A 15,445-nucleotide genomic window follows, 5' to 3' on the forward strand; every position below is an offset into this window, starting at 1 on the left:
GGTACTCATGGGACATGAGCAACGACGGGGACGGCGCGGACCCCAAGGGCGTGCTGCTCGACGGGCGCTACCGGCTGATCGAGCGCATAGGGGCCGGCGAGACGGGCACCGTCTGGCGGGCGCGTGACGAGCTCGTGGAGCGCGAAGTCGCCGTGAAGCAGCCGCGGTTGCCGGGTGATCCGGAGGACGAGGAGCACCGCCGCGCCGCCCACCGCCTCTACCGCGAGGCCCGCGCCGCCGCCCGCGTCCGCCATCCCGCCGCCGTCTCCATCCACGACGTCGTCGTCGAGGGGGAGGACGGACTCCCCTGGATCGTCATGGAGTTGATCCACGGCGAGTCCCTGCACGAAGCCCTCCGCCGCGGCCCGCTGCCGCCCGCGGAGGCCGCCCGCATCGGCCTCGCCGCCCTCGGCGCCCTGCGCGCCGCGCACGCCGTCGGCATCGTGCACCGGGACATCAAACCAGCCAACGTCCTGCTCGGCGCCGATCGCCGGGTCGTCCTCACCGACTTCGGCATCGACCACGTCCAGGGCGAGGTCCAGGGCGAGGTCCAGGGCGAGGTCCAGGGCGAGGAATCCCTCACCGCCACCGGCGAGTTCGTCGGCTCGCTGGAGTTCGTCGCCCCCGAGCGGACGGCGGACACCGGCGCCGGCCCCGCCTCCGACCTGTGGTCCCTGGGCGTCCTGCTGTACGCCGCCGTCGAAGGCGATTCCCCTTTCCGCCGTACGACAGCGGAGGCCACCCTCGCCGCGATAGTCGCCGCCGACCCGCCCGAGCCGAAGCGGTCCGGTCCCCTCGGACCGCTGATCACGGGGCTGTTGACGAAGGAACCCGAGCGGCGACCGGACGCGGAGGAGGTCGCGCGGGTACTGGAGGAGGTGGCCGGGGAGCGGGGCGAGGAGCAGGATGCGGAGGGCGCCGTACCGGAAAACGTGGCCGCCGATGTCGTACCCCCGCCCGATCCCGATCCCGATCCCGATTCCGATCCCGATCCCGATCCCGATCCCGATCCCGATCCCGATCCCGATCCCGATCCCGATCCCGATTCCGATCCCGATTCCGATCTCGATTCCGACCCCGAGCCCACAACCGAGCCGTCGCAGACTCCCAGGCGCCGCACCCTCCTTCGCACGGCCGTCCCCTTCCTCGGCGTCCTTCTCGCCGGCGTCATATGGCTCGGCACCTCGTTCGCCGACGGCACGGCCGGACAGGACGGCTGGGTCGCCCACCGGGAGCAGGCGATGAGCACCGTCCTCTATCTCCCCCGGCACTACAGGTGGATGTCCGAGGTGGGCGAAGCGGGCGACGCGTCCCGTCTGGCCGTCTACAGCGACGGGAACGCGATCCAGGTCCATCTCACCGAGCGGGACAAGGCGCCCGGCTCTCCCATGACCGAGGCGCGGGGAACGGCGAGGGGCTGGGAGGGACACGAGCGGACCACCGGCCAGTACACCCCGACCACATTCCACGGCCACGAGGCCGCCCTCTCCGACGTCACCTACGACCCGCACGGCAGGCCGACCCGCGTGATGCGGCTGATCGTCCGCACCGACGACAGCCGTATGTACGAACTGCGCGTGGACATGCCCAAGGGAACGCCGGACGAGAAGAATGGCGCGGCGGTGTTCGAGACGGCCCGTGACCGGCTTGAGCTCGCAGACGACTGAGTCACAACCGGACCGCTGCCCACCGACCCTGGTCAACGCCCTGATCAGCACGTTTGTTGCCAGTGACCACTGGCGCCCTGTGCGTACTCGGTGAATCCCTGTTACCGGCGGGTACCAAAAGTCTCCGCTCCGGCATACCCTGCGGCTCATGACGGACGCGCAGGCCCCGGCCAAGACCGGCACGAACCCCATCGCCCCCGCCCCGGCGGGCGCCCGTACCGCCGCCGACGTGGTCACCCCCGAGCTGGTCGCCCAGCTCACCAAGGGTGTGGTCGGATCCGGCCGGACCGCCAACCACACACCGTTCACCGGCGAGAAGCTCGCGGACCTGCCCGAGTCCACGCCCGAGGACGTACTGAAGGCCTACGAGGCGGCCCGCAAGGCGCAGTCCGTGTGGGCCCGGACGCCCGTACGGCAGCGCGCCGCCGTCCTGCTCCGCTTCCACGACCTGATCCTGGAACGCCAGGCCGAGGTCCTCGACCTGATCCAGCTGGAGACCGGCAAGGCACGTCTGCACGCCCACGAGGAGGTGCAGGCCGTCGCGGTGGCGGCCCGGCACTACGGCCGCAGGGCCACCGCGTACCTGAGGCCGAAGCGGCACACGGGTGCGGTACCGATGCTGACGAAGGTCACCGAACTCCGCCACCCACGAGGTGTCGTGGGTCAGATCGCCCCCTGGAACTACCCCCTGGAGCTGTCGGTCGGCGACGCGCTCCCGGCGTTCGTCGCGGGCAACGCGGTCGTGATGAAGCCCGACACGGAGACCTGCCTCACCGCGCTCTGGGCCCGTGACCTGCTGATCGAGGCCGGTCTGCCCGCCGACGTCTTCCAGGTCGTCCTCGGCGAGGGCCCGGTCGTCGGCCCCGAGGTCGTCAGGCACGCCGACTACGTCTCCTTCACCGGCTCCACCCGAACCGGCCGCGAGGTCGCCCAGGGCGCCGCCGCCCGCATGATCGGCGTCTCCCTCGAACTCGGCGGCAAGAACGCGATGCTGGTCCTCGAGGACGCGGACGTGGAGAAGGCCGCGGCAGGTGCCGTCCGCGCCTGCTTCTCCTCCGCGGGCCAACTCTGCATCTCCATCGAGCGGTTGTACGTCCACGAGTCGATCGCCGACGCCTTCGTCGAGCGCTTCGCCGCCCGGACGAAGGCGATGCGGCTCGGCACGTCGCTGGCGTACGGCGCAGACATGGGCTCGCTGGTGGGAGAGCGCCAGCTGGAGACGGTCACCCGGCATGTGGAGGAGGCCGTGGCCAAGGGCGCGAAGGTCGTCGCCGGCGGGGTGGCCCGCCCGGACATCGGCCCGTACTTCTTCGAGCCGACGATCCTCGACGGCGTGACGGAGCCGATGTCCGTCTGCACGGAGGAGACCTTCGGCCCGGTCGTGTCGATCTACCGTTTCAGGACGGAGGACGAGGCGGTGGAACTCGCCAACTCCACGCCGTACGGCCTGAATTCCTCGGTCTGGACGAAGGACGGCCGCCGCGGCCGCGAGATCGCCGCCCGCCTGCGCACGGGAACCGTGAACGTCAACGAGGGCTACGCGGCCGCGTACGGCAGCCTCCAGTCCCCGATGGGCGGCATGAAGGACTCCGGCCTGGGCCGCCGCCACGGCTCCGAGGGCATCCTCAAGTACACGGAGGCCCAGACGGTGGCGCAGCAGCGGCTGCTGCCGCTGGCGCCGGCACTGGGGATGGACGACGAGAAGTACGCCCAGTTCATGAGCCGCAGCCTGCGGGTGATGAAGGCGTTCCGGTTGCGGTAACAGGCTCTTCGGCCGCTCTCCCGGCCGCTCTCCCGGCCGCTCTCCCGGCCGGTCTCTCGGCCGGCTCGCACGGACACTCAACGAGGAGAACACGTGCCCCAGGACGCATACGACTATGACGCATACGACTACGACGTCATCGTCGTCGGCTCAGGGTTCGGCGGTTCCGTCACCGCCCTGCGCCTGACCGAAAAGGGCTACAAGGTCGGCGTCCTGGAGGCCGGCCGCCGCTTCACCCCCGAGACCCTCCCCAAGAACTCCTGGGACCTGAAGAACTACCTCTGGGCCCCCAAGCTCGGCATGTTCGGACTCCAGCGCATCCACCTGCTCGGCAACGTCATGGTCCTGGCCGGCGCGGGCGTGGGCGGCGGCTCCCTCAACTACGCCAACACCCTCTACGTACCGCCGAAGCCGTTCTTCGAGGACCCGCAGTGGCGGGACATCACGGACTGGCAGCAGGAGCTGAAGCCGTACTACGACCAGGCGCGGCGCATGCTCGGCGTACGCCTCAACCCGACGATGACCCCCTCCGACGTGCACCTGAAGGCGGCCGGGGAGCGGATGGGTGTCGGCGACACCTTCCACATGGCGCCGGTCGGCGTGTTCTTCGGGGACGGCGAGGACGCCGACGGCTCGGTGAAGGCACGGCCGGGCGAGCGGGTGGCCGACCCGTACTTCGGCGGCGCGGGCCCGGCCCGCAGGGCCTGCAACGAGTGCGGCGAGTGCATGACCGGCTGCCGTCACGGCGCGAAGAACACCCTCAACGAGAACTACCTGTACCTCGCCGAGAAGGCGGGCGCGGTCGTGCACCCCCTGACGACGGTGGTCTCGATCACGGACGACTCGCAGGGCGGCTACGCGATCGCCACCCTCCCCACGGACGACCGCCGCAAGGCGAAGGGCAGGACCTTCAAGGCCCGCCGGGTGGTCCTCGCGGCCGGCACGTACGGCACCCAGACCCTCCTGCACCGCATGAAGGCGGGGGGCCAGTTGCCGTACATATCCGACAGGTTGGGGGAGCTCACCCGCACCAACTCCGAGGCGCTGGTCGGCGCGCAGACGAACAACCGCCGCTACCGCAAGGTGACGGGCGAGAAGAAGGTCGACTTCACGCGCGGAGTGGCCATCACGTCCTCGATCCACCCGGACGCCAACACCCACATCGAGCCGGTCCGCTACGGCAAGGGCTCCAACTCGATGGGCGGCCTGTCGATCCTCCAGGTTCCGTACGCGGAGGGTTCGTCGAGGGCCATGGCCTGGCTGGCGAACGCGGCCCGCCACCCCCTCCAGGTCCTGCGTTCCCTCTCCAACCACCGCTGGTCGGAGCGGACGATCATCGGCCTGGTGATGCAGTCGCTGGACAACTCCCTGACGACGTACCTGAAACCGGACGGAGTCGGCAAGGGGCTCCTCACGGCCCGCCAGGGCCACGGCTCCCCGAACCCCAAACAGATCAAGGCGGCGTCGGAGGGTGCCTCCGCCATCGCCGCCGAGATCAACGGCTTCGCCGGCTCCAACGTGGGCGAACTGATGGGCACCCCCCTCACCGCCCACTTCCTCGGCGGCTGCCCCATCGGCTCCTCCCGCGAGACCGGCGTCATCGACCCCTACCACCGCCTCTACGGCCACCCCGGCATCTCGGTCGTCGACGGCGCCGCGATCTCGGCCAACCTCGGGGTGAACCCCTCCCTCACGATCACCGCCCAGGCAGAGCGCGCGATGTCGTACTGGCCCAACAAGGGCGAGGCGGACCCGCGTCCGGCGCCGGGGCAGCCGTACGAACGCCTCAAGCCGATCGAGCCGAATGCACCGACGGTCCCGGCGGACGCCTTCGGCGCGCTGAAGCTGCCGTTCTTGGGGGTGCCGGCGGTGCCGCCGAAGAAGTAACCGGTGAGAAGAAGTAAGCGGTGAACAAAAGGCCGAAGAAGTAAGCGGTGAACAAAAAGAAGGACCTGCGCCCCCCTCCGAGCGCAGGTCCTTCTCTGTCATGCGTCGAGCTCTGGTTGGTTACGAGGCTCAGGCCTCGGCACCGGCCTTCCGGCGACGCACCACGAACACAGCACCGGCACCGGCGACGACCGCGGCGCCGCCCACGAGGCCGATCGTCGGCAGCGCTGAGCTCGAACCCGTCTCGGCGAGGGCGCCGTCGACCTCAGGCGTAGTGCTGGCAGGCTTCTTGTCAGTGACGGGGGCCTTGCCGCCTACCTGCGGCTTAGTGCCGTCCGTGTCCGTACCGGCGGCCACGATCTGGAACTTGTACGAGACCTGACCGTAGCCGGTGCACTCGCCCTCGGTGTCGCCGTAGATGGTCGCGCCGAGGGAGAAGCCGGCACCGACCGGGGCGCTGGACTTCACGTTGACGCGCAGGGGGATGTCGACCTCGTACTCGGGCTCGAGCACGTCGGTGTAACCGACGTAGCCGACCGCGTAGCCCTCCTCGTTGAGGTCCTTCCAGACCTTGTCCTCCGGGTTCCAGGCCTGGAGCTGGACCTGCTTGCTCCGGAACAGCTCCGCGCCGTCCGGGTCGGAGGAAGCCCCGGCGAAGAAGTCCAGGTCCGCGAGGATGGAGTCCGAGGAGTTGAAGACGTTCAGCGAGAACTTGTGCCACCCGCTGCCGGCGGCGATCTTGCCCGGCAGGCCGGAGATGCTGACGTCCACCTTGGAGTCCTTGCACGCGGACGGCTCGGGCTCAGGAGCCTCCGACTCCTCGGGTGCCGAGGTGCTCGGTGCCGCGGTGGTCGCGGTGGCGGACGCGGTCGGCGACGGCGAGGTGCTCTCGGTCGTCGTCTCGGTCGGGGTCGGGGAAGCGCTGGGCGCCTCAGTGGTTTCGGTGGCGGACGCGGTCGGCGACGGGGAGGCGCTCTCGGTCGTCGTCTCGGTCGCGGAGGCGGTCGGTGAGGCGGTCGTGGGATCGTCGGTCGCGTAGGCGGCCGGTGCCGCAAGCAAGGCGAGCGGCGCGATGACGGCCGTAGCGGCAGCCGCTGCCATGGCACGGCGAAGCTTCATGAAGACCTCGTGAATCCGATGTGCCGCAGGTGGCGGCAACGTTGGGGGAGGCCTCCGCGTGTGGGGCGCGGGTGTGGCCCTTGTTACGCGGTGTTTGATCCGTGAAGCCTGTGAATGGTTGTGCCCGCACTCACAGAATTCTTATGTGACCTGGATCACCACTCGGAGGGTCCGGACCAAGACCCTCTTCACGGCTCCGCGTCGGATCAAGGCTGCCGTACGCTCTGCGTCCGAAGTCCGAAGTCCGAAGTCCGAAGTCCGAAGTCCGACGCACGGAAAGGCGTATGGCGCGTGGCCGAGAGACCGTCCGAGGAGTCGAAACCCGGTTCGGGTGAGGGACATGACGGGTCCTCCATTCCGGACGAGGAATGGGAGAAGTTCGTTCGGGACAGCGAGCGCGAGATAGCCGGTTCCGCGCCGAAGGAGCCGTCCGCGCGGGCCCGCATGGTCACCGAGCGGCTGCGGCAGCAGGAGGCGCGGGGCGAGTTGCCCGAGGGGTGGCGCACCGGGCCGGCCGGGCGGGACATGGAAGGGCGTGCGGCCCGGCGTCGGGGCTTATGGGCGATCATCGGCGTGCCCGTCGCGCTCGCCGTGGTCGTCGTCGCCATGAAACCGTCGTTGCTGCCCGGCGACCCCTTCGGTACGGGCGGGCCGGAGACGGCCGCCGCGTCGCCGCTCCCGGCGGAGACGGCGGCCCCGACTGCCCCGCCCTCGTCGGCGGATCCCGAAACCCCCACGCTGGACAGGCCGTTCGCCGGGTCCCCGGCACTGCGATGGGCCGACGGCGAGGCCGGTATCGCCCTGCCGAAGGCGACACCGGTCGGCACGCTCTCCAAGGCACAGGTCGAACAGGCCCTGCGGCAGACCAAGAGCCTCCTCGTCGACGCGAACCTCGACCCGGCCACGCTGCGCGGGGAGCACCCCGAGACGGCGCTCGGAGTGATCGAACCCGGGCAGACGGACCTGCTCGGCCTGCTGAACACCTCGCTGCGCACGCCGGACGAGAAGCACGACCCGCTGACGATGTTCAGCCGCTTCGACCCCGCCGAGACCCGACTGGTCGGTGACGTGGTCAAGACCCGCGGGCGCATGACGTTCAAGCCCGGCGAGCAGGGCTCCGTCGCCGTGCACGCGGACTACACCTTCGTCTACCCGCTCGTCCAGACCAACGGTTCGCCCGAGGTCACCCGCACGATCGTGCGCCGCGCGCTCGACGCCGAGCTCTCCGACCCCACCAAGTACCAGGTCACCCCGGGGAAGATCACCGTCCTGCGTTACGACCAGGAGATCGGCAACTCGGCCTGCGACGTGTACGACGGCTACCTCCACCCCGATTTCTCGACCACCGAGCCCACGGGCGCACCCCCGAGCGGGCCGACGACGGACCCGTACGACCGGAGCCAGGGCATCGAAGAGGACGGCGAGGAGGAGGGGTGCGGGACGGTGTCCCGGGTCTGAACACTCCCGTAGTCGGTCAGCCTTCGGACGCGTACGGCACGAAGGCTGACCAGGCCTGCGGCGTCAGGGCGAGCCGAGGGCCGGCGGTGTTCATCGCGGCATGGGCGTAGGTGTCGACGATCCGCTTGTAGTCCGCCGGAAGGCTTCTGCCGAGTCGCTCTTCCAGCCTGAGCCAGGCCGCAGGATCGGCTAGACGCCTTTGTCCCGGGCCGAGCATGGTGCAGACGGCCTGCCGCGCGGGGGCCACGGTGGCCTTCGCCCAGGTGCTCAGGCTGCGGCTTCGCCGGGAGTCTCATCCTCCCCGAAGTCGCCCCGCCGATGCTTTGAGCGATAGGTGCTATCAGCGGGAAGGTCTTCCCCCGTCGCTTGCTTGTACGCCGCCCTGCGCTCCTCGCTAGCTTGCTGACCGGCGGCGAGCTTCACCAGGGTCGCGACTACTTCGTGCCCGGCTGGGGACGTGCGTTTCGGACGGTCCGCGTCTTCAAGGCCGGGGGACGGCTCGGAATCCTCGGTGTCCTCGGTGTCCTTCCTCTCGGTGTCCCGCCCCTCGGGGAGACTGGCGACCACGCCGACGACAGCCAGGCCCAAGGCGCCGACGGCGACGATCTTCGCCTTGTGCTTCTTGAACAGGTTCTTCGCGGCCTCGGCGAAGGAGGTGGGCTCGCCGTCCTCGGGGGTGGGCTCGCTGGGCGTGGAGTCATTCACCCGCACACATCTACCGGAGCCATCCCTCACCTGTCAGGCAATCACCCGACATCACCTGATCAAGTAGCTGGTGCCCGACAAGTTGTGGGAGCTCTTTCTTTGCGTGGCGCTCGAGGCGCCGGTGCGTCCGCAAGGGGGTGGCCGTCGGCGGGCTGACGATCGGGGTGTTGTGGCTGCGATTGTGTTCGTTGCCACGTGGTGAAGCCATCCGGACTGCAGGAGTCCGGGCGCCTTCACGAGGCCACCACCCCTGGTCACGACGCGATCTGCGCGAGGGCCCGGACGTTCCCCCAGTGATTGGCAGATCTGTTCCACCGTCACGGCCACATCACCTGGGGTTTTCCCTCGCGGGGGTGGAACAGATCTGCCAATCACTCCCGATCCCGGTCGTCGGACCGAGTCCTCGGAGCGACTTGGCCAGCACCGCTGGGTGGTTGAGAGGACCGTGGCGTGGCTGAACGCCCTCCGCCGACTGCATCGCTGCAGCCCTCATCTGTCCTGTGGTGGCCCTCCATCCCGGTGTTTGACGGCGAGCCGACGTCTCGCCCATTGGCGGAGTGGAGCCCCGATAAAGGCACCACTCCGGACTCGACGTGCCCGCCGACGATCCGAACGCGGAGGAGTGGTCGGCGCGCGATCTGCCGACGGACTACAGGGAACTCGTCGACGCGTACGGCACGAAGGCTGACCAGGCCTCCGGCGTAAGGGCGAGCCGAGGGCCGGCGGTGTTCTTGGAGTCGCGGACGTGGATGGTGCCGGGGGTGGTGGCGAGTTCGACGCAGGAGTCGCCTTCGCTGCTGCTGCTGTAGCTGCTCTTGAACCATTCCAAGGCAACCTCGACGCAGGAGTCGCCCTCGCTGCCGCTGCTGTAGCTGCTCTTGAACCACGCCAGGTCGGAGGGGTCCCCGGCCGAGGTGTTGCGGATCATGTTTCCCCCAGCAGTTGCTCGATGAAGGCGGTGGACTCACGTGGGGTGAGAGCCTGAGCGCGGATGATGCCATACCGCAGTTCAAGGATACGGAGCTGCCTGGGATCGGAGACCGGCCGGCCGTTGGCAACGACCGGTGAACGTCCCACCGCTGATCCGTCCTGGAACTTCAGCACCTCAATGCCACCGGCCAGTCCGGCATGCTCCTCGCGATCCATCGGCATCACCTGAAGCTCGACGTTCCGCAGCTGCCCCGTCTCCAGCAGGTGTTCCAGCTGGCGTCGCAGCGCCGCCTTCCCTCCGAGCGGACGTCGTAGCGTCCATTCCTCCAGGACGAAGCTGATTTCAGGCGCAGGGTCCCGTTCGAAGAGGGCCTTGCGGGCCACGCGGGCGGCGATGAACCGCTCCACCTCGTCACCGGTGTACGCGGGGCGCCGCATCAGCAGAAGCCCGCGTGCGTACTCCGGCGTCTGCAACAACCCGTGGACGTTCAGCGGATCGTAGAGCTGGAGCTCGACCGCCTTCGCCTCCATCTGCGCCAGATCCCGCACCTTCTTCGGATACCGGACCTTCTTCACGTCCTCCTTCATCGCCGCGAGCAGCCCGCCCGCTCCCAGCACGTCGTCGGCCTTGTCCAGATACTCGGGCCGGGGAATCCGTTTCCCGGCCTCGATTTTGTAGACCATGTCCTCGCCGTACCCGACGGCGTCCCCGAAGTCGGCGGCCCTCATCCCCACCGCCTCCCGCCGCAGCTTCAGCTGCCGCCCGACGGTGGCGACGACGGCCACCCCCCAGTCGTCGTCCGGGTCGACTTCCCAACCCGGTTCGTCCGCCTCGGTCTTGAGTCGCCCCGCTACGGCGTCCACTTGCTGCATCCCGCACCTCTCCGTCGCACGACCGTGCCGCGACGCCCCCTACCCGTACGGCAGGTCTCGACAGCCTGGACACGACCGGACAACGTCCGGACGGTCACCGTACGCAACGGGTTCGTCACTGTTCACGGTAAGCGCGGACCGCCACTCTGAGTGACGTGATCCACGAAACAGCCGCCCCCGAGGCCCGACTCGCCCACCCCGTCCGCAACTTCAGCGTGCAGCTGTCTCCCACGCCACGCGGTGCGCGCCTCGCCCGCCTCCTCGCCACCGAGCAACTCCGCACCTGGGAGCTCCCGTTGGAACCGGCACGCCAAGTCGTCGCCGAACTCGCCGCCAACGCGGCGACGCACAGCCGCATCCCCGGCCGGGACTTCCGGCTCGTCCTCTACGTCATCGCAGACACCCTGCGCATCGAAGTGACCGACACCTGCGGCGACCGCCTGCCCCACCCCCAGGAACCCGCCCCCGACGCGGAGTCCGGCCGGGGGCTCGTCCTCGTCGAGGCCCTCGCCGACCGCTGGGGCGTCGCCCAGGGACCGCGCCCGCGCAAGACGGTCTGGGCGGAGCTGAACCTCGCATCACCGGAGCACAGAAACGCGTGCTCCGGTGCGAGGGGCGCTCTTTCCCAAGAACCACGAGGGTGAAAGGACCCCCACCAAGCCCCACCCCAGCCTCCCGCCGCGCCGCACGCCCCCTCACCCACGCGAGTGAACATCACCAACTCAGCTGGATTCTCAGGCGGTTGCCTGTCCTACGCTCAGCGCAACACAACCGCAGACATGCGACGGCCCCCGCCGGGACGGCAATCCCAGTGCGAGGGCCTGACCACCGAGGAAGGTAAGGACTTCCCGATGGATACGCAGAACCCTAGCGTGCCCCTGCACGCCCAGCCCCGTATCGCGGGCAAAAACCACCCCCACCGGCACGCCCACTCCGGCGGTGGCCTCGACCACGACCACACCCGCCACACCACCCGCTTCACCGTGGTCGGCAACCACCTCGCCCAGCACCCCGACCTCTCACTCGTCGCGATCGGGCTCGCCCTGCACATCCAGTCGCTGCCCAAGCACTCCCGCGTCGACATCAAAACCCTCGCCGCCCGCTTCCCCGAAGGCACCACCCGCATCGCCGCCGCCCTACGCGAACTGGAAGCCCACGGCTACCTGCGCCGCGTCCGCGAACGCATCCCCGGCGGCCGCATCATCACCCGCACCATCTCCTGCAACCAGCCCGGCCACCACCGGCAAGCGGCCGATGCGCACAGCCCGGCACCACCGAAGCCAACCCCGAAGAAACGCACACCCCGCAAACCCCTCCCCGCCGTACCGCAGCCAGCCTGCCCGTCCCCCACGCTCCTCCAGACCGCGACCGACCTCCTCGCCGACCTCCACCACCACGACCCCCGCCTCCTCCTCTCCACCTGCGACACCACCCACCTCGCCCCCGGCGTCGCCGCCTGGCTGGAACGCGACGTCAGCCCCACCGCCGTACGACAGGCGCTCACCACCGACCTGCCACCCCAAGGCCCACGACGCCCCGCCGCCCTCCTCGCCCACCGCCTCACCACCCAACTACCACCCCCACCCCCATTCCGCACACCCGCGCCACCGCCAGCCGCCCGGCACCCGCTCCAGAACTGCGACGGCTGCGACCGCGCCTTCCGCGCCCCCGCACCCGGCCACTGCCACGACTGCCGGTCCAAGTCGCCCGCAGTCCTCTGAAAATCCGTCCAAGCACAAGGAACCGCGTGGTCAACTCGTCCCACGAGGCGATGCACCGCATCTTCCAGGAGTACCCGGGCCTGTTCGCCGGTGTCTCCAAGGTCCTCAACCTTCCGTTCATCCCACCCGAGTCTGTGACGGTACTGACGACCGATCTCACCGAGATTCAGCCCGTTGAGCGCCGTGTCGACACACTGTTGCGTTTCAACGGCGCTCAGCCGCTCCTGCTGGCCGTTGAAGCGCAGAGCGCCAAGGACCCGAACAAATCCGCCAGCTGGGCCTACTACCTGTCCTTCCTCTACACGAAGTACAAGATCCCGCCCCTGCTGCTGGTCGTCTGCCAGGACCGGGCCACAGCCGAGTGGGCCGCCCAGCCCGTGCCCATCGGCCCTCGGTGGTGGGCCTCCCTCACCCTGCGCCCGCTCGTGGCCGGTCCGCACAACATGCCCGTGATCGAGGACCCGGAAGAGGCCCGGGCCGACCTGGCGCTGGCCACGCTGTCCGCCATCACGCACGCGAAGGATGCGGCCGTCGATGGGATACTGAAGGCCCTGTCCACCGCTCTGCGGGACGTACCCGAAGCCGTCGCCGACCCGATCATCGAATTCACCGCACAAGGCCTCGGCGTCAATCGCCGGGCCGGAGAGCTCTGGAGGAACCTGGTGGCCGTGGACCTTTCCTTCTACAAGTCGTACATCTCGGAAGAGATCCGTGACGAGGGCCGTGCCCAGGGCCGTGCGGAGGACATCCTGCTCGTCCTCGGGGCACGCGGCCTCGACGTCCCCGATGAGATCCGGGATCGCATCACCGGCTGCGACGACCCCGACCTCCTACGCCGCTGGCTCACCCGCGCCGTAACCGCTCCGTCCGCCGAAGCGATCTTCGCGGAAGAAGGCTCCTGAGCTTCGGGGATGGCGGCGGCCGAACATGCGAAGGGCCCCGCGGGGACGGACCGCGGGGCCCTTCTTTCGTCAGCACCGCCGTCAGGGCAGCGTCGGTGCCTGGGGAGCGGCGCCGGGGGGTTGCGCCGCTGGTCTTCGGTTGTCCGTCTTCAGTCGCTCTTCAGCCGGTTCTCAGCGCCGTGCACGCGGACTACACCTTCGTCTACCCGCTGGTCCGGACCAACGGTTCACCCGAGGTCACCCGCACGATCGTGCGCCGCGTGCTCGAAGTCGAGCTCTCCGACCCCGCCAAGTACCAGGTCGCCCCGGGGAAGATTACCGTCCTGCGCTACGACCAGGAGATAGGCAACTCGGCCTGCGACGTGTATGAGGGCTACCTCCACCCCGATTTCTCGACCACCGAGCCCACGGGCGCACCCCCGAGGGGGCCGACGACGGACCCGTACGACCGGAGCCAGGGCATCGAAGAGGACGGCGAGGAGGCGTGCGGGACGGTGTCCAGGGTCTGAAACCAGTAGCCGCATTTCTGCCCGATTTCGGGCAGAAATGTGGACGTTCTACGCCTCCCGACCTAGGGTGATCGCTCATGATCACCTTAGATGCGATGGGGACTTTCGCCCTGATAGTGGGACTTCTTACGCTCACTCCTGGACTGGATACCGCTCTCATCTTGCGCACCGCGGTGATCGGGCACCGCCGTCGCGCCTGGGGCGTGGTCCTCGGCATCCAGAGCGGCACACTGGTCTGGGGCGTGCTCACCTCACTCGGTGTGACCGCACTGCTGACCGCGTCTCACCTCGCATACGAGACTCTTCGTTGGGCCGGGGCCGCGTACCTGGTGTGGATGGGAGGCAGGCTGCTGTGGGCCACCTGGCGCCACGCATCGAGCGAGAGCCCGAGGACAGCGGAGACCGGGAGCGAGGTCAAGACCAGGACGGGCGCCGGCGACACCCTGCTCGGCGGCTGGCGGCAAGGGTTTGTGACCAATCTCCTCAACCCGAAGATGGGTGCCTTCTACGTTGCGGTGCTCCCGCAGTTCATCCCGGCCGGCTCCTCGCGCCTCGCTCCAGGGGTGCTCCTGGCCGGTGTGCACATTCTCCTGGCCGTCATCTGGGCCTGTGCGCTGATCGCCTTCGCGCACGTGCTCCGAGACCGCCTGCAACGCCCCTCGGCCCGCCGCTACCTCGACCGGATCACCGGCACGGTCATCGCCGCCTTCGGCATCCAGCTCGCAGTCGGACGGTAAGGCACCGCTCGACGCGACCGCAGGCGATCCGACAGCCGCCGAACGGGCAACCACACCACCTGAACTGACCACCTGAACTGACCACCTGAACTGACCACCTGAAGTGAAGGGACATCTGCATGGGCTCGCTTCCCGCCGGCGCCGAGGCCGTGGTCTTCGACTGCGACGGCCTGCTGGTCGACACCGAAGCCTGCTGGACCGTTGCGGAAGCGGCCATCTTCGCGGCGCACGGCCATCCCTTCGGCCCCGATCAGAAAGCCCTGGTCATCGGCCGCACCGTGGAAGCCGCTGGAGAGGCCATGGCCGAGTACCTCGGGCGCCCCGGCGCAGGCGCTGAAATCGCCGCCGAACTCCTCGAAAGGGTCCGCAAGGAGCTGGCCGTGGGCGCCGCGGCCCTCCCCGGGGCGGCGGAACTGGTGCGCGCCTGCCGGGCAGCCGTACCCATCGCCGTCGCCAGCAACAGCCCCCGAGAACTGCTGGACACGGCACTGTGGTCAGCCGGCCTCGCCGACTGCTTCACCCACTCGTTCGCCGCCGACGAAGTGCGCTCCCCCAAGCCCGCACCAGAGCTCTACCTCACAGCATGCGAGGCACTCGGTACGACTCCCAAGCACTCCGTCGCGTTCGAGGACTCGGCCACGGGCATTACCGCGGCCCGTGCCGCCGGACTCTACGTCGCGGCCGTACCCTCCCTTCCAGGCGCCGACCTCGACCACGACTGGCTCGGCACCACCCTGGCCGAACCCGAATTGCTGGACTGGGCCAGGCGACTGGGAATCGGCACGGTCCGCTGACCCACATATCTTGGTGCGCATGACAATGGGTCACGCGCTCGTTGCAGCCGGCGAGTCGGTGGAAGGCGTTCTGCCAGGCGTGGGTCCGTTCCACGTGCCACCTCTGGTCGGCGACGGCTTCACCTCGCCGAGGAGATCCGGGATGAGGACCGGGATCGCATCACCGGCTGTGACGACCCCGACCTCCTACGCCGCTGGCTCACCCGCGCCGTAACCGTTCCATCCGCCGAAGCGATCTTCACGGAAGAAGGCGCCTGAGCTTCGGGCCGAACATGCGAAGGGCCCCGCGGGGACGGACCGCGGGGCCCTTCTTTCGTCAGCACCGACGTCAGGGCAGCGTCGGTGCCTGGGGAGCGGCGCCGGGGGGTTGCGCCGCTGGTC

15 protein-coding genes and 2 pseudogenes are annotated in these 15,445 nt (G+C 69.3%); 12 read left to right on the forward strand and 5 right to left on the reverse strand.

Annotated features, from left to right (window positions below):
* The first annotated feature begins 14 nt into the window (after positions 1-14).
* The 3 genes from Q4V64_RS31705 (at position 15) to Q4V64_RS31715 (ending at position 5,316) form a co-directional block, all read left to right on the forward strand.
* Positions 15-1,667 carry a serine/threonine-protein kinase gene (locus Q4V64_RS31705; RefSeq protein ID WP_124439827.1) on the forward strand — a complete coding sequence of 551 codons (1,653 nt, stop codon included), beginning with the start codon at positions 15-17 and terminating at the stop codon, positions 1,665-1,667.
* Positions 1,668-1,815: 148 nt separating this feature from the next.
* Positions 1,816-3,429, forward strand: coding sequence for a succinic semialdehyde dehydrogenase (locus Q4V64_RS31710; RefSeq protein WP_124439826.1), 1,614 nt, complete (start codon positions 1,816-1,818; stop codon positions 3,427-3,429).
* Between the two features lie 93 nt (positions 3,430-3,522).
* Positions 3,523-5,316 carry a GMC family oxidoreductase gene (locus tag Q4V64_RS31715; RefSeq protein WP_124439825.1) on the forward strand — a complete coding sequence of 598 codons (1,794 nt, stop codon included), beginning with the start codon at positions 3,523-3,525 and terminating at the stop codon, positions 5,314-5,316.
* 129 nt (positions 5,317-5,445) lie between these two features.
* On the opposite strand, the gene Q4V64_RS31720 is transcribed toward Q4V64_RS31715, so the two are convergent.
* On the reverse strand, positions 5,446-6,087 hold the full coding sequence (locus tag Q4V64_RS31720; protein WP_303713196.1) for an LAETG motif-containing sortase-dependent surface protein: 642 nt from the start codon (positions 6,085-6,087) through the stop codon (positions 5,446-5,448).
* Here Q4V64_RS31720 and Q4V64_RS31725 point away from each other — a divergent pair.
* Together Q4V64_RS31725 and Q4V64_RS31730 are read left to right on the forward strand one after the other, a co-directional pair.
* Positions 6,074-6,355, forward strand: coding sequence for a hypothetical protein (locus Q4V64_RS31725; RefSeq protein WP_303713198.1), 282 nt, complete (start codon positions 6,074-6,076; stop codon positions 6,353-6,355). The genes Q4V64_RS31720 and Q4V64_RS31725 overlap by 14 nt on opposite strands.
* Positions 6,356-6,726: 371 nt before the next feature.
* Positions 6,727-7,893 (forward strand): hypothetical protein, encoded by a 1,167-nt coding sequence (locus Q4V64_RS31730; RefSeq protein WP_124439823.1) that lies wholly within the window; start codon positions 6,727-6,729, stop codon positions 7,891-7,893.
* Between the two features lie 16 nt (positions 7,894-7,909).
* On the opposite strand, the gene Q4V64_RS31735 is transcribed toward Q4V64_RS31730, so the two are convergent.
* Positions 7,910-8,140, reverse strand: coding sequence for an SMI1/KNR4 family protein (locus Q4V64_RS31735; protein WP_124439822.1), 231 nt, complete (start codon positions 8,138-8,140; stop codon positions 7,910-7,912).
* Positions 8,141-8,160: 20 nt separating this feature from the next.
* A complete protein-coding gene (locus Q4V64_RS31740) occupies positions 8,161-8,598 on the reverse strand; it encodes a hypothetical protein (RefSeq protein WP_124439821.1) in 438 nt (145 codons plus the stop codon).
* A 388-nt stretch (positions 8,599-8,986) separates the two neighbouring features.
* On the opposite strand from Q4V64_RS31740, the pseudogene Q4V64_RS31745 reads away from it, so the two are divergent.
* Positions 8,987-9,073 (forward strand): annotated as a pseudogene (locus tag Q4V64_RS31745) (IS5/IS1182 family transposase); the annotation flags it as partial.
* A 174-nt stretch (positions 9,074-9,247) separates the two neighbouring features.
* On the opposite strand, the gene Q4V64_RS31750 reads toward Q4V64_RS31745, so the two are convergent.
* Entirely contained in the window at positions 9,248-9,526 is a 279-nt protein-coding gene (locus Q4V64_RS31750) for a DUF397 domain-containing protein (protein ID WP_124439820.1), read from the reverse strand.
* A complete protein-coding gene (locus Q4V64_RS31755) occupies positions 9,523-10,401 on the reverse strand; it encodes a helix-turn-helix transcriptional regulator (RefSeq protein ID WP_124439819.1) in 879 nt (292 codons plus the stop codon). Before Q4V64_RS31755 ends, Q4V64_RS31750 begins: the two co-directional genes overlap by 4 nt.
* A gap of 155 nt (positions 10,402-10,556) precedes the next feature.
* Here Q4V64_RS31755 and Q4V64_RS31760 point away from each other — a divergent pair, with 155 nt between their 5' ends.
* The 6 genes and pseudogenes from Q4V64_RS31760 (at position 10,557) to Q4V64_RS31785 (ending at position 15,064) form a co-directional block, all read left to right on the forward strand.
* The gene (locus Q4V64_RS31760) at positions 10,557-11,045 is read left to right on the forward strand and encodes an ATP-binding protein (RefSeq protein ID WP_124439818.1); all 489 of its coding nucleotides are present in this window, start codon (positions 10,557-10,559) and stop codon (positions 11,043-11,045) included.
* Between the two features lie 207 nt (positions 11,046-11,252).
* Positions 11,253-12,122, forward strand: coding sequence for a hypothetical protein (locus Q4V64_RS31765; protein ID WP_303713202.1), 870 nt, complete (start codon positions 11,253-11,255; stop codon positions 12,120-12,122).
* A 26-nt stretch (positions 12,123-12,148) separates the two neighbouring features.
* Entirely contained in the window at positions 12,149-13,024 is an 876-nt protein-coding gene (locus Q4V64_RS31770; RefSeq protein WP_124439814.1) for a hypothetical protein, read from the forward strand.
* A gap of 179 nt (positions 13,025-13,203) precedes the next feature.
* Positions 13,204-13,533, forward strand: a pseudogene (locus tag Q4V64_RS31775) (hypothetical protein); the annotation flags it as partial.
* 77 nt (positions 13,534-13,610) lie between these two features.
* Positions 13,611-14,270, forward strand: coding sequence for a LysE family translocator (locus Q4V64_RS31780; protein ID WP_172629175.1), 660 nt, complete (start codon positions 13,611-13,613; stop codon positions 14,268-14,270).
* Positions 14,271-14,389: 119 nt separating this feature from the next.
* On the forward strand, positions 14,390-15,064 hold the full coding sequence (locus Q4V64_RS31785; protein ID WP_124439812.1) for an HAD family phosphatase: 675 nt from the start codon (positions 14,390-14,392) through the stop codon (positions 15,062-15,064).
* The last annotated feature ends 381 nt before the right edge of the window (positions 15,065-15,445 follow it).

Source organism: Streptomyces sp. NL15-2K (genome assembly GCF_030551255.1).
GTDB lineage: Bacteria > Actinomycetota > Actinomycetes > Streptomycetales > Streptomycetaceae > Streptomyces.

What these genes read in the sequence shown, in the direction of transcription:
- Q4V64_RS31750 (WP_124439820.1), bottom strand. Translation starts at nt 9,526, where the DNA reads ATGATCCGCAACACCTCGGCCGGGGACCCCTCCGACCTGGCGTGGTTC.
- Q4V64_RS31755 (WP_124439819.1), bottom strand. Translation starts at nt 10,401, where the DNA reads ATGCAGCAAGTGGACGCCGTAGCGGGGCGACTCAAGACCGAGGCGGAC.
- Q4V64_RS31785 (WP_124439812.1), top strand. Translation starts at nt 14,390, where the DNA reads ATGGGCTCGCTTCCCGCCGGCGCCGAGGCCGTGGTCTTCGACTGCGAC.
- Q4V64_RS31725 (WP_303713198.1), top strand. Translation starts at nt 6,074, where the DNA reads ATGCTGACGTCCACCTTGGAGTCCTTGCACGCGGACGGCTCGGGCTCA.
- Q4V64_RS31705 (WP_124439827.1), top strand. Translation starts at nt 15, where the DNA reads ATGAGCAACGACGGGGACGGCGCGGACCCCAAGGGCGTGCTGCTCGAC.
- Q4V64_RS31780 (WP_172629175.1), top strand. Translation starts at nt 13,611, where the DNA reads ATGATCACCTTAGATGCGATGGGGACTTTCGCCCTGATAGTGGGACTT.
- Q4V64_RS31710 (WP_124439826.1), top strand. Translation starts at nt 1,816, where the DNA reads ATGACGGACGCGCAGGCCCCGGCCAAGACCGGCACGAACCCCATCGCC.
- Q4V64_RS31765 (WP_303713202.1), top strand. Translation starts at nt 11,253, where the DNA reads ATGGATACGCAGAACCCTAGCGTGCCCCTGCACGCCCAGCCCCGTATC.